Source organism: Desulfuromonadaceae bacterium (assembly GCA_019429445.1).
Taxonomy (GTDB): domain Bacteria; phylum Desulfobacterota; class Desulfuromonadia; order Desulfuromonadales; family JAHYIW01; genus JAHYIW01.
In genome coordinates this window covers 32,531-45,653 of the sequence record JAHYIW010000023.1, presented here as the reverse complement: position 1 = coordinate 45,653, position 13,123 = coordinate 32,531, and the positions used below count along the sequence as shown (strand labels likewise).

Sequence of the window (13,123 nt, the reverse complement as noted above, 5' to 3'; positions counted from 1 at the left end):
CACTCAAACGTGAATTCGCCAGTGAGAATGGCACGGAACTCAATGCTATTCTGCCTAAAATGAGCCCGCTGAATCCGCAGTATCTGACCAAAAAGCAGAGCGTGTTTCAAAAGATCGCCGCGTTTGTAGAGAAATTTAAAGGCGTGGGGGGAATAGTATGATCTAATAACTTCTGAGAAAAGTCATGCATATTATAGCAGTATTGTCGAACGCAATTTCTGCTGCGCTCCAATAAATGGAAGCCACCCCCTGCCCCCCTTATGCAACATGATCTAAATCAGTGTCAATCACACATCTTAGGGGTAACTTTAGGGGTGACAGTAGTTTTATTAAAACAAATCTTCTTTTAATTACATACACTTGAAAGATTTATTATACTCCCATCTGCCCCGCCAATCCTCCACCACAGGTTGCACAATAAATCTTTCTGGTTATCCCCTTCCGCTCAGTCCGTCTGGTGGAGAAGAAAATAGGTGTAGAAAAAAATCAGAATCGTCCTCCCCAAAGGGTTACCTCCGGGCCCGGTCATCATCACCTTCATCACTGCCGCTCCAGAAAGGTGCGCAACATGGCGCTGCTCTTGCGCACAGTGAGGACGATGACGATTTCCAGGGGTTTGCTCAGCATGACAGTCTCCGCGACTAAAAATTCCGGGAGATTGCCTGACCTACAGTGGCTGGCGTTGTAGCATTGAGCGCTTGCCATTTTTCTTGAATTTCTTTTTTCATTGCGCTATAAACAAACGTTCGTTTGGTTTTACGGGATTTCACTTGTTGGTAACGGCAAAAGCAGGGAGGTTTGTATACATGAAGCAGAGTTCGAGAAAAGATGAATTTTTAACGAAGGCGGTCTGGAGAGGAGTTACAAACCCTGGTCCACGTAATTCTTTGCGGGGCCTGCTGTTATTGCTGCTGCTCCCGGGGTTGATGCTTATCGGTTGCGACCGCGCGTCGCAGGGTCCGCCGCCTCGTCCGACTCCGCAAGTCTCCTTTGTGGTGATGCAGCCGGAAAAAATCATGCTGTCAACAGAATTGCCCGGTCGCACCTCGGCCTTCCGGGTCGCGGAAATCCGCCCCCAGATCAGCGGTCTGATCCTGAAGCGGTTGTTTGATGAAGGCTCCATGGTCAAAGCCGGGCAGGTGCTTTACCAAATGGATCCCGCACCGTTTCAGGCCGCGTTCGCCAACGCACAGGCCGCCCTTGAACGATCCGACGCAAATCTGGCAGCAATCAGGTCGAAAGCGGAGCGTTACAGAAATGCACTGGCCGAAAAAGCCGTCAGCCAGCAGGCCTACGATGAAGCGGTCGCCGGCTTGGCCCAGGTCGAGGCTGATATTAAATTTTACAAGGCGGTATTAGAAACAGCGCGCATCAACCTGAATTACACCAAAATAGTCGCGCCCATCTCCGGCCGCATCGGCAAATCCAACGTGACTGACGGCGCCATTGTCACGGCGTACCAGCCCATGGCGCTGGCGACCATTCAGCAGCTCGACCCAATCTTTGTCGATATACCCCAGTCTACTACAGAGCTGTTGCGTCTGAAGCGGCGTCTTGAGGACGGCCGCCTCGCGCGATACGAAACGGATCATAATTCAGTCAAAATTATCCTTGAGGACGACACCCCATACCCTGAGGCAGGAATCCTTGAATTCAGCGATGTCACTGTTGATCCAACCACGGGCTCGGTCATCCTGCGGACGGTTGTCCCCAATCCGAACAGCACACTTCTCCCCGGCATGTTCGTCAGGGCGATTGTCAGGGAAGGCGTCAACGAGCGGGCTCTCCTCGTCCCGCAGCAAGGCGTGTCCCGCGATCCCAAGGGCAATCCCTATGCCCTGGTCGTGGACGCGGAGAGCAAGGCCGCCTTCCGGCCGCTGACGCTTGATCGGGCCATCGGCGATAAATGGCTGGTTTCGGCCGGTCTTTCTCCGGGCGACAAGGTGATCGTCGAGGGATTGACGATGCTGCGTCCGGATACGTCGGTCAATGCAGCCCCCTTCGCCCCTTCCAACGCCGAAAAGCCCCTTGCTGCCGGTAACGCCTCAGCCGACAGGCCCGGGAGCCAATTGCAAAATCGCGGTGAAGGAGGAAAGTGATGCTGTCAAAATTCTTCCTTGACCGACCGGTCTTCGCCTGGGTTATCGCCATCGTGATGATGACGGCCGGCGGGCTGGCGATCTACGGTCTGCCCGTGGCGCAGTATCCGCCGATCGCCCCGCCGTCCATCGCCATAGACGCCTTCTTTCCCGGCGCCTCTGCCGAGACGGTGGAAAACACCGTCACCCAGATCATCGAGCAGAAGATGACCGGTCTGGATGACATGCTCTATCTTGCAGGCACCAGTTCATCGTCAGGGGCCGCCAGAATCGAGCTGACCTTTGGACCAGGCACCGATCCGGATGTCGCCTGGTCCAAAGTGCAGAACAAGCTCCAGCTTGCCATGGCCAGCCTGCCGGACGTCGTGCAGCGCCAGGGCCTCAAGGTCAGCAAATCCACCCGGAACTACCTGATAATTGTTGGTCTTACTTCCGAAGACGGCAGTATGGACAGCAGTGATTTGCAGGATTATGCCCAATCCAACCTGGAAAAAGTGCTCTCCCGGGTGCCCGGCGTTGGCGAAACCATGAACTTCGGATCCCAGTACGCCATGCGGGTCTGGATCAATCCGGACAAGCTGGTCAGTTACAGTCTGACCATGGGAGATGTAATCCAGGCCCTCAGGGGCTATAACGTCGAAGTGTCCGCCGGTCAACTGGGTGGGGCGCCGGCGGTTGACGGGCAGCGCTTGAACGCATCCATCATCGTGCAGCATCTGCTCCAGACTCCGGAGGAATTCGCGACAATTCCCATCCGCACCAATGCCGACGGATCGGTGGTGCGCGTCAGTGACATTGGTTACACCGAGTTGGGAAGTGAGCGTTACGACAGCATTGCAAAATACAATGGCAAACCTTCGACCGCCATGGCGATCCGGCAGGCCGCCGGCGCCAATGCCTTGGAAACGGCCGACGCCGTCAAACAGAAAATGGAGGAAATGAGCGGATATTTCCCCCCTGGAATGAAAGTTGTTTACCCCTATGACACGACCCCTTTCACCAAGGTGGCGATCGACGAGGTGGTAAAGACCCTTTTTGAGGCAGTCTTTCTGGTCTTCGTCATTATGTACCTCTTCATGGGGACCTTCCGCGCCACTCTTATTCCCATCATCGCGGTGCCCGTGGTTCTGCTGGGCACATTTGGCATCCTGGGACTTTTCGGATTTTCCATCAACATGCTGACCATGTTTGCCATGGTGCTGGCCATCGGCCTCCTGGTCGACGACGCCATTGTGGTGGTGGAGAACGTCGAGCGGATCATGGCCGAGGAAGGGCTCTCCCCCCGCGAAGCCACCGCCAAATCGATGGATGAGATCACCAGCGCCCTGATCGGCATCGGTCTCGTCCTTTCGGCGGTATTCGGCCCCATGGCCTTTTTTCCAGGTTCCACCGGAGTCATCTATCGTCAGTTTTCCGTGACCGTCATTTCGTCGATGCTCTTGTCGGTTGTCGTGGCCCTGGTCCTGACACCCGTGCTCTGCGCGACCTTACTCAAAGCGGTCCCCAAGGGGCATGAACCTTCGGACGGCGCCGTCTGGTTCCTGCGCCCTTTTTTCCGCTGGTTCGACCGGGTTTTCTTCCGGGCCAGGGATCTTTATGTGCGGCTGGTAGGACGTATTTTAGCGAAAAAAATCCGCTATCTCTTTGTTTTTGTTCTCATTGTCGCCGCCATGGGATATCTGTTCCAGCGCATGCCCACATCCTATATTCCCGACGAAGATCAAGGCATCATTCTGGTCCAGGCCATGCTCCCCCCCGGCTCAACTCTTGAGCAGACCGAAGCGGTCATGGCCAAAGTCACGGATCATTTCCTTACAAACGAGAAGGAAGGTGTGGATTCACTCATTACGGTAGCGGGCGTAAGTTTCGGCGGCCAGGGACAGAACATGGCACTGGGGTTTGCCAAGCTCAAGGACTGGGAGCTTCGCCGGCGGCCCGATTTAAAAGTCCAGGCCATTGCCGGGCGCGCCATGGGGGCGTTTTCACAGATAAAGGAAGCCATGGTCTTCGCTTTTCCGCCCCCCCCGGTCGTCGAACTGGGGATCGGCACCGGTTTTGACCTGCAACTGGTGGACCGCGGGGGCCTGGGCCACGATAAACTCATGGAGGCGCGTAACCAACTCCTCGGCATGGCGGCCCAAGATCCCCGCTTGATCAGGGTCCGGCCCAACGGCATGAATGATGTGGCCGAATACCACATCGATGTTGACTGGGACAAGGCCGGCGCCCTGGGGATTCCCATCGATGCCATTCATTACACCATCTCGGCCGCCTTCGGCAGCGCCTATGTCAACGATTTTATCCAGGCCGGCCGGGTCAAAAAGGTCTATGCCCAGGTAGAAGCCCCATACCGCATGCTGCCACAGGATCTGGAAAAACTCTATGTGCGCAACACCGCCGGCAAAATGGTCCCGGTCTCATCCTTTGCCGCGGGGCGCTGGGCGACCGGCTCGCCGAAGCTGGAGCGTTTCAACGCCTTTCCCTCGATCAATATCTGGGGAGAGCCGGCTCCAGGACACAGCACCGGCGAGGCCATGGCCGCCATCGAGGAGATTGTAGCCAAACTGCCTACCGGAATCGCCGCCGACTGGGCCGGACTTTCCTACCAGGAAAGGCAGGGCGGTTCCATGGCCCTTCTGCTCTATGCCTTTTCAGCTTTTGCTATCTTCCTCTGCCTCGCGGCTCTTTACGAAAGCTGGCCCATTCCCCTCGCTATCCTGCTAACCATGCCCCTTGGGGCCATCGGCGGCGTGATCGCCACAAGCACTGCAGGGATGCCCAATGACGTCTATTTCCAGATCGGCCTGTTGATCACGCTGGGACTCACCACCAAGAACGCCATCCTGATCGTCCAATTCGCCAGGGCAAAAGTCGATGAAGGCATGGGCTTGATCGAGGCGACACTCCAGGGCGCCAAACTGCGGCTCAGGCCGATCATCATGACATCGCTGGCCTTCGGTTTTGGAGTACTGCCTCTCGCTTTGGCAACCGGTGCGGGATCGGGCGCGCAACGGGCGATCGGCATCGGCGTAATCGGCGGCACGGTTACCTCAACCTTTCTGGTTACTCTGTTCGCGCCTCTCTTTTACGTCATGATCTACAAAGCGCTTGGCAAACATCGAAAAGAAGTAACTATGAGCTATCATGAAGAAAGCGCAACGGCGGAGGGAGAAAAATGAACAGACGATTAGCAATTTTGCTGACCGGCATCGGTCTTGTCGCCGGGGGCTGTTCCCTGGCCCCCGAATACCTGCGGCCGGAAGCGCCGATCCCGGCTGAGTGGCCGCGGGGCGAGGCATACCAGACCATACCCGAATCGCCGGTTGCCTCGGACCTCAGCCGTCAGGCGTTTTTTACCGACGGAAAGCTGCAAAAAGTCATCGGCATCGCCCTGGAAAATAACCGGGAACTGCGGCTGGCCGCCCAGAACGTGTTACGGGCACGGGCTCTCTATGGCGTGCAACGGGCCGAGCTGTTGCCCGCGCTTCAGGCGACCGGCGAGGGGGGCAAACAAGGCCTGTCAGCGGATTTTGTCAAACCAGGGGATTCCCGGACACGCGAGCAGTACAACCTTAAGCTGGGGATAGCTTCCTGGGAGATTGATTTTTTCGGACGGATCCGCAGCTTGAAAGATCAGGCCCTGGAGGAGTATCTGGCAACCGCAGAGGCCGGACGGAGCGCCGAGATTGCATTGGTGGCCGAGGTCGCCCGCGTGTATCTGACCCTTGCCGCGGACCGGGAGAATCTGCAACTGGTCCGGTCCACCCTGGAAACACAGCAGGCAGCTTACCGTTTGGTGCAGAAACAGTATGACACGGGCCTTGCCAACGAACTGGATCTGCGGCGGGCACAGATACCGGTGGAGACGGCGCGGGGAAGCGTCGCCCTTTACACGCAACTGGTGGCCCTGGGCCAAAACGCTTTAAACCTCCTCGCCGGCATTCCGGTCCCGGATGAACTGTTGCCGGTTGACCTCGAAAGTGTCGCCCCGCCCGCGGAAATTTCCGCGGGATTGTCTTCCGAAACCCTCTTGCGGAGGCCTGACATCATGGCCGCGGAGCATCGACTCAAGGGAGCATATGCCTTTGTCGGCGCGGCCCGGGCCGCCTTTTTCCCCCGGATTGCACTGACAACCACGGTGGGGACGGCCAGTGACGGCCTCTCCGGTCTTTTCGGTTCCGGAACGGGTACCTGGAGTTTCACGCCACAGGTCGTGGCGCCTATTTTCGACGCCCGTGTCTGGTCGGCGTTCAGGGTCAGCCAGTCCGATCGGGAAATTATCCTCACCCGGTACGAAAATGCCATCCAGAATGCTTTCCGGGAAGTAGCCGATGCCCTTGCCGTGCAGGAGACGATAGACCGGCGGATCGCAGCCCAGCTCTCCCTGGTTACCGCGACCGCGGCAACCTATCGTCTCGCCGACATACGCTATACGGCAGGAATTGACAGTTACCTCGGGGTCCTTGACGCGCAACGCTCTCACTTTGCCGCCCGGCAGGTGCTGGTGGCGTTGCGCCTGGCCAAACTCGCCAACCGGGTGCGGCTTTACACTGTGATGGGGGGCGGACTATCCGAAAAAAGTTACGAACCTGATGTATATCGAAAAAGCGACAAGCAACCCGAATGAACCGGGCAGACTGTACTCCCTGTTTTTATCTGGGTTATGTCAAGCGGCATAAAGGAAAAAAATAATAGGCGACAACAACATGCAATCAATCATTCCGGAAAGCAAAGCCAAAATCCTGAAAGCCGCTATCCCTCTTTTTGCCGAAGCCGGCTTCAATGGCGTTTCCATGCGCAGCCTGGCCACCGAAGTCGGTTTGAATCCGGCAACCCTCTATCATCATTTTCAGGACAAGCATACTCTCTACATGGCAGCCATGTCTTTTGCGTTTGCCAGGAGAGCCGAGACATTATCGGTGGCTCTCAGCGCGGAGGCACCCCCCGAGGAGCGGCTAAAAAAGTTTGTCGAGGCTTTTTGCCGGCTCATTCATGACGACCCGGATTTCAACAAATTGATCCAGCGGGAAATATTGGCGGGGGATAACAAGCGCCTGCAACTGCTGGCGCGCCAGGTTTTTCATGAATTTTCCACCTCGCTCCTTTCCCTTTGCGGTGAGCTCGCCCCCGGCTTTGACTCACATATGCTGGCCATTTCCATCGTCGGCCTGGTGGTTTACCACTACCAGATTACTCCCCTGCGGCAGCATCTATTGGGTAGATCGCCGGACCATGATTTCCCGGAAAAGGTCGCTACGCATGTGGTGCGCCTGTTGCTGGGAGGGGTTAAAGGTGGAGAATTGCAACTCGAATGACCGCATAAAAAAAAGAAGCAGGGAGATGCCGTTAAACCGGGCGATTTGTTTGTTGGCCCGGGACATCCAGAATGTCGCGGATCGAATTCTCAGGTCCTATGACGTGACCTCGGAACAACTGTATGTGATGCAATGCTTGGCGGAGGGAGATACCTGGTATCCCCAACGGGAAATCTGCCGCCGAACCAAGAAGAAACCGGCGAATGTCACCAGAATCGTGGATCGTCTTGAAAGTAAGCCCCTGGTTTCCAGGAAGACGAGTCCCCTGGACCGCCGGGTTTATATAGTCATGTGGCGCGAATCGCCATGAAGCTCAAAGAAGGCGCTTGAAGACCCCTGAGCTTTGGCATGGAGAAAGATGTGATAAACGTAACATTTCAAAAATGGGGGATGAGGGCGCTGCTTCTTGGCGTGGCAGCGGTAGCGGCTCTGTTGCTTTGGCGTTATTTCCAGAGTGACGGACTGGAAGGGAGTATCGCCAGTGGCAACGGACGCATTGAGGCGGTGGAAATTAATATCGCCACGCCGAGAGCCGGACGGGTCAAGGAGATTTTTGCGGACGAAGGCGATAACGTTCCGGCCGGGAAGATTCTGGCCAAAATGGACACCGCCGTTGTAGAGGCTCAGAAAAGAGAGACATTGGCCCGCTTGCGCCAGGCTGAGAACTCGGTGCGGATCGCCAACAGCCAGGTCGTGCAGCGCCAAAGCGAGAAAACGGCAGCGCAGGCAGTGGTCTCGCAACGCGTGGCCGAAGTCGAGGTGGCCCGGATACGGTTGGAGCGGTCGCGATCGCTGGTCGCCGACAAGGCCGTTTCCCAGCAGAAATTCGACGACGATCGTGCCGCTTTTCTCAGCGCCGAAGCCGCGTTGCGTGCTGCCGAGGCTGATGTCGCAACGACGGATGCGGCCATTGCCACGGCCAGATCGCAGGTGCTTGGCGCCCAAGCCGATGTGGAGGCGACCCGGGCGATGCTTGAGCGAATCCAGGCTGACCTTGACGACAGCGTGCTGAAGGCGCCGCGGGAAGGACGGGTGCAATACCGGGTGGCCCAGCCCGGCGAGGTGCTGGCCTCCGGCGGCACTGTCCTGAACATGATCGACCTCACCGATGTCTACATGACCTTCTTCCTGCCGACGAAAGCGGCCGGACGGGTCGCACTGGGTACCGAAGCGCGTCTCGTGCTCGATGCCGCCGCGCAATACGTCATCCCGGCCGAGATCTCGTTCGTCGCCGCCGAGGCCCAGTTCACCCCGAAAACGGTGGAGACAACGGAAGAACGCCTGAAGCTGATGTTCCGGGTCAAGGCGCGGATCGATCCGGCGCTGCTGCGCCGGCACCTGCGTCAGGTCAAGACCGGCCTGCCGGGCATGGCCTATGTGCGACTTGATGCCACGGTGGACTGGCCGCCGGAACTGCAGGTAAGGGTGCCTTAATGAGCGAGGATCCTGTCGAGGTTGCCGCAAAAGGGCAGGCGACCGCCCCTGGCGCCACGGTCGCACGCCTTGAAGGTGTCGGCCTGCGTTATGGCAAGGTGCGGGCGCTCATCGATGTCAGTCTCGATATCCCGGCGGGCTGCATGGTCGGTCTCATCGGACCGGACGGGGTGGGTAAGTCCAGCCTTCTGGCGCTGATCGCCGGAGCGCGCCAGATTCAGAGCGGCCGGGTCGAGGTGTTCGGCGTCGACATGGCCAATGCGCGCAGCCGCCGGAGGATCCTGCCGCGTATCGCTTTCATGCCCCAGGGCCTGGGTAAAAACCTCTACCCGACCCTGTCTGTGTTTGAAAACCTCGACTTCTTCGCCCGTCTTTTCGGCCATGACCGGCCGGAGCGGCGACGGCGGATCACGGAGCTGACTCAGGCAACGGGACTCGCGCCCTTCGTTGATCGCCCGGTCGGCAAACTTTCGGGCGGCATGAAGCAGAAGCTCGGACTTTGTTGCGCGTTGATTCATGATCCGGACCTGTTGATCCTGGATGAACCGACCACCGGCGTCGATCCGCTGTCAAGACGCCAATTCTGGGAGTTGATCGGCGGTATCCGTGCAGCGCTCCCCACGATGAGCGTGCTGGTGGCCACCGCCTACATGGAGGAAGCGGCGCGTTTCGACACGTTGGCGGCCATGGACGCGGGCAGCATACTGGCCACCGGACGGCCGGAGGAGCTGCTCCGGCGAACCGGAACCGAATCGCTGGAAGCCGCCTTCATCGCCCTGCTGCCGGAGGAGAAGCGCCGCAGGCACCGCGGGAAGGCGATCCCGCCGCTGGACGCCGAAGCCGGCGACGAAACGGCGATCGAGGCCAAGGACCTGACCATGCGCTTCGGCGACTTCACGGCGGTGGATCATGTGAGTTTCCGCATCCGCCGGGGCGAAATTTTCGGTTTTCTGGGTTCCAACGGCTGCGGCAAGACCACCACCATGAAAATGCTGACCGGCCTTCTGCCACCTACCGAAGGGCGTGCCTGGCTGTTCGGCCGGGAGCTGGACCCGCGTGACCTGGATACCCGCCGGCGGGTCGGCTACATGTCCCAGTCGTTTTCCCTCTATTCCGAGCTTTCGGTTGAGCAGAACCTTCGGTTGCATGCGCGTCTGTTCGAAGTGCCCCCGCAAGAGATCGACCAACGCAGCGAAGAAATCGCCGCCCGTTTCGGTCTGCTCGAGGTGTTGGACAAACTGCCCGACGCCTTGCCGCTGGGTGTGCGTCAGCGTCTGTCGCTGGCCGTGGCCATGATTCACAAGCCGGAGATGCTGATCCTGGACGAGCCCACCTCGGGAGTGGACCCGGTAATGCGTGACGCTTTCTGGGAGTCCCTGGGAGAGCTCTCGCGGCGTGACGGGGTGACTATCTTCATCTCGACGCACTTCATGAACGAGGCGGAGCGTTGTGACCGTATTTCGTTGATGCACGCAGGCCGGGTGCTCGCCGTCGGCGCCCCCGCCGAGCTTGCCGGCCGGCATGGAACCGGCACCCTGGAAGACGCCTTCGTCGCCTACCTGAAAGCTGCCGTGGGCGAGACAAATGCCGGGGAAGACGGCGGGATTCCGGCCAGGGAAAAAAGGCCGATCATGCAAGAGGGGGAATCCTCGCACTCCGGCAACGAACTTGCCGGTTTCTCGCGTTTCTTCGATCCCCGGCGCATGGCGAGTTACGCCCGGCGTGAAACCCTGGAACTGATGCGCGATCCCATTCGCCTGACGCTCTCCCTCTTGGGCAGCGTCATTCTGATGCTGGTGATTAGCTACGGCATCACCCTGGATGTAGAAAATATTACCGTCGCCGTGTTGGATCGGGACCAGACCACCGTCAGCCGCGATTACACCCTGAATATCGCCGGCTCCCGCTATTTCAGCGAAAAAGCCCCAATCCGTGATTATCAAGACCTGGATTGGCGGATGCGCGCCGGCAAGCTCGCCCTGGCCATAGAGATCCCCCCTGGATTTGCCCGCGATCTTTCCCGTGGCCGGCCGGTTTCGATAGGCGCCTGGGTTGACGGCGCCATGCCCATGCGGGCAGAAACCATCCAAGGGTATGTGCGGGGCATGCATGCGCAGTGGCTGACGCGAAAGGCGCGTGAGGCCGGGCGCGGCGGGGCGCTGAGCAGCCTGGTGAACATCGAGACCCGCTTTCGCTACAACCCGGATATCAAAAGTATGGTGGCGATGGTGCCGGCAATTATTCCCCTGCTGTTGATGCTGATTCCGGCCATATTGGCTGCGCTGTCGGTGGTGCGGGAAAAGGAACTGGGCTCCATCGTCAATCTCTACGTCACCCCGGTAACCCGGCTGGAGTTTCTGCTCGGCAAACAGATTCCCTACGTGGCTTTGTCGATGATCAACTTTCTGCTCCTCACCGTCCTGGCTGTCACCTTTCTCGGGGTACCGGTCAAAGGTAGTTTCATGACCTTGTTATGCGCAGCACTACTGTACGTGATTGCATCGACTGCCTTTGGGCTGGTAATGTCGACATTTACCCGCAGCCAGGTCGCCGCCATGTTCGGGACCTTTGTACTGTCAATTCTGCCGGCCGTACACTTCTCCGGTATGATTGATCCGGTCTCCTCGCTTGAAGGACTGGGTGCAATGATCGGCAAAGGCTACCCAACCACCCATTTTATGACCATTGCCCGCGGCACCTTTTCCAAAGGGCTCGGTTTTGCTGATCTTCACGCAGCTTTTGTCCCTCTATTGATTGCCGGCCCGGTACTGATCGGCCTTGGGGCAATTCTGCTCAGAAAACAGGAGCACTGACCATGCGCGCCGCCAACATTCTGCATCTCGGCATCAAGGAGCTGCGCAGCCTGCTGCGCGACCCCATGATGATCGTGATCATTGTCTATGCGTTTACCTTTGGCATTTACGCCTTTGCCAAGGCCATTCCCGATACTTTGCACAAGGCGCCCATTGCCGTCGTCGACGAGGACCGTTCCCAACTGTCCGCCCGCATCACCGACGCTTTTTTCCCTCCGCTCTTTACCGAGCCGGTGTTGATTTCCCAGACTGAGATGGATGCCCGCATGAACGCCGGTCTCGACATCTTCGCCCTCAACATCCCGCCCAACTTCCAGCAGGATGTGTTAGCCGGACGAGAGCCCACCATTCAGCTCAATGTGGACGCCACCCGAATGAGTCAGGCCCTTGTCGGGAGCGGCTATATCCAGACAATCACCGACAGCGAAATAAGGGAATTTGTTCTGGGATATCGGCCGGATGAGGCTCCTCAAATTGATCTTGCCCTACGGATACGCTTCAATTCCCAGCTGAACAAATTCTGGTTCAGCGCGGTGATGGAACTCATCAACAACATCACCATGCTCTCTATAGTGCTCACCGGAGCTGCATTGATCCGAGAACGGGAGCATGGTACGGTGGAGCATCTGTTGGTGATGCCGATTACTCCCTTCGAGATCATGGCCGGCAAGGTGTGGTCCATGGCGCTGGTGGTGCTGAGCATCTCGGCCTGCTCTCTGATATTTGTCATTAAGGGGATCCTCTCCGTTCCCATCGCAGGCTCGATCACCCTTTTTCTGGTTGGCACCGCCCTGCATCTCTTTGCCTCCACCTCCCTGGGGATCTTTCTCGGCACCCTGGTCCGTTCCATGCCGCAGCTTGGTCTGCTGTTGATGCTGGTGCTGTTGCCGCTGCAGATCCTCTCCGGCTCCACAACACCCAGGGAAAGCATGCCGGAGTTTATCCAGCACATCATGCTGGCCGCGCCGAACACCCATTTCGTCATGCTGGCCCAAGCCATCCTCTACCGTGGAGCTGGTTTTGAGGTTGTCTGGGCGCAATTTCTTGCTCTTTTGCTGATCGGCGCCGGCTTATTTTCCCTTTCTCTGGCACGGTTCCGTAAAACTATCGGAACCGTTGGATGAACAAGAGCATGGCGGAAAAAGCTGTTTCAATCTCCGTAATCACTTCGGGTTTGGTGAGACTGTAATTATCGGTCAATGACTCTATGATTTGCTGCATGAAGCTGTTCTCCGTTATGCTTATCACAAAAACTGGAGATCTTTTGCGGTTCTATATAGCTTTTTTCTGGAGGGTTGACGAAAGCTCCGAAAAAAATGTGGAATACCAACCAAATAAAAAGGGACTTGCAACTGAATGCAAGTCCCTTGATTTTTTTGGTTGCGGGGGCAGGATTTGAACCTGCGACCTCCGGGTTATGAGCCCGACGAGCTACCAGACTGCTCTACCCCGCGTCAGAGTT

General features: G+C 57.8%; 9 protein-coding genes and 1 tRNA gene. 8 read left to right on the top strand and 2 right to left on the bottom strand.

Translation table 11 applies throughout. From position 1 onward, the window contains the following. Positions 1 to 540: 540 nt before the first annotated feature. The gene (locus tag K0A93_10420) at positions 541 to 705 is read right to left on the bottom strand and encodes a hypothetical protein (protein MBW6512507.1); all 165 of its coding nucleotides are present in this window, start codon (positions 703 to 705) and stop codon (positions 541 to 543) included. Positions 706 to 806: 101 nt separating this feature from the next. Here K0A93_10420 and K0A93_10415 point away from each other — a divergent pair, with 101 nt between their 5' ends. The 8 genes from K0A93_10415 to K0A93_10380 all read left to right on the top strand — a co-directional run bounded on the left by K0A93_10415 (position 807) and on the right by K0A93_10380 (position 12,785). Further along, positions 807 to 2,099, top strand: a complete 1,293-nt coding sequence (locus K0A93_10415; protein ID MBW6512506.1) for an efflux RND transporter periplasmic adaptor subunit — start codon at positions 807 to 809, stop codon at positions 2,097 to 2,099. A 2-nt stretch (positions 2,100 to 2,101) separates the two neighbouring features. Continuing rightward, positions 2,102 to 5,278: an efflux RND transporter permease subunit gene (locus K0A93_10410; GenBank protein ID MBW6512505.1), complete on the top strand. Its 3,177-nt coding sequence runs from the start codon at positions 2,102 to 2,104 to the stop codon at positions 5,276 to 5,278. Further along, on the top strand, positions 5,275 to 6,726 hold the full coding sequence (locus tag K0A93_10405; protein MBW6512504.1) for an efflux transporter outer membrane subunit: 1,452 nt from the start codon (positions 5,275 to 5,277) through the stop codon (positions 6,724 to 6,726). Before K0A93_10410 ends, K0A93_10405 begins: the two co-directional genes overlap by 4 nt. 79 nt (positions 6,727 to 6,805) lie before the next feature. Continuing rightward, positions 6,806 to 7,414, top strand: a complete 609-nt coding sequence (locus K0A93_10400) for a TetR/AcrR family transcriptional regulator (GenBank protein MBW6512503.1) — start codon at positions 6,806 to 6,808, stop codon at positions 7,412 to 7,414. Positions 7,415 to 7,439: 25 nt separating this feature from the next. Then, positions 7,440 to 7,724 (top strand): MarR family transcriptional regulator, encoded by a 285-nt coding sequence (locus K0A93_10395; GenBank protein MBW6512502.1) that lies wholly within the window; start codon positions 7,440 to 7,442, stop codon positions 7,722 to 7,724. Between the two features lie 80 nt (positions 7,725 to 7,804). Further along, positions 7,805 to 8,848, top strand: coding sequence for an HlyD family efflux transporter periplasmic adaptor subunit (locus tag K0A93_10390; protein ID MBW6512501.1), 1,044 nt, complete (start codon positions 7,805 to 7,807; stop codon positions 8,846 to 8,848). Then, positions 8,848 to 11,661 carry a ribosome-associated ATPase/putative transporter RbbA gene (rbbA, locus tag K0A93_10385; GenBank protein ID MBW6512500.1) on the top strand — a complete coding sequence of 938 codons (2,814 nt, stop codon included), beginning with the start codon at positions 8,848 to 8,850 and terminating at the stop codon, positions 11,659 to 11,661. The genes K0A93_10390 and rbbA overlap by 1 nt, the downstream gene beginning before the upstream one ends. A gap of 2 nt (positions 11,662 to 11,663) precedes the next feature. Then, on the top strand, positions 11,664 to 12,785 hold the full coding sequence (locus tag K0A93_10380) for an ABC transporter permease (GenBank protein ID MBW6512499.1): 1,122 nt from the start codon (positions 11,664 to 11,666) through the stop codon (positions 12,783 to 12,785). A 253-nt stretch (positions 12,786 to 13,038) separates the two neighbouring features. Here K0A93_10380 and K0A93_10375 read toward each other — a convergent pair. Further along, positions 13,039 to 13,115 (bottom strand) — tRNA-Met (locus K0A93_10375). Positions 13,116 to 13,123 lie beyond the last annotated feature (8 nt).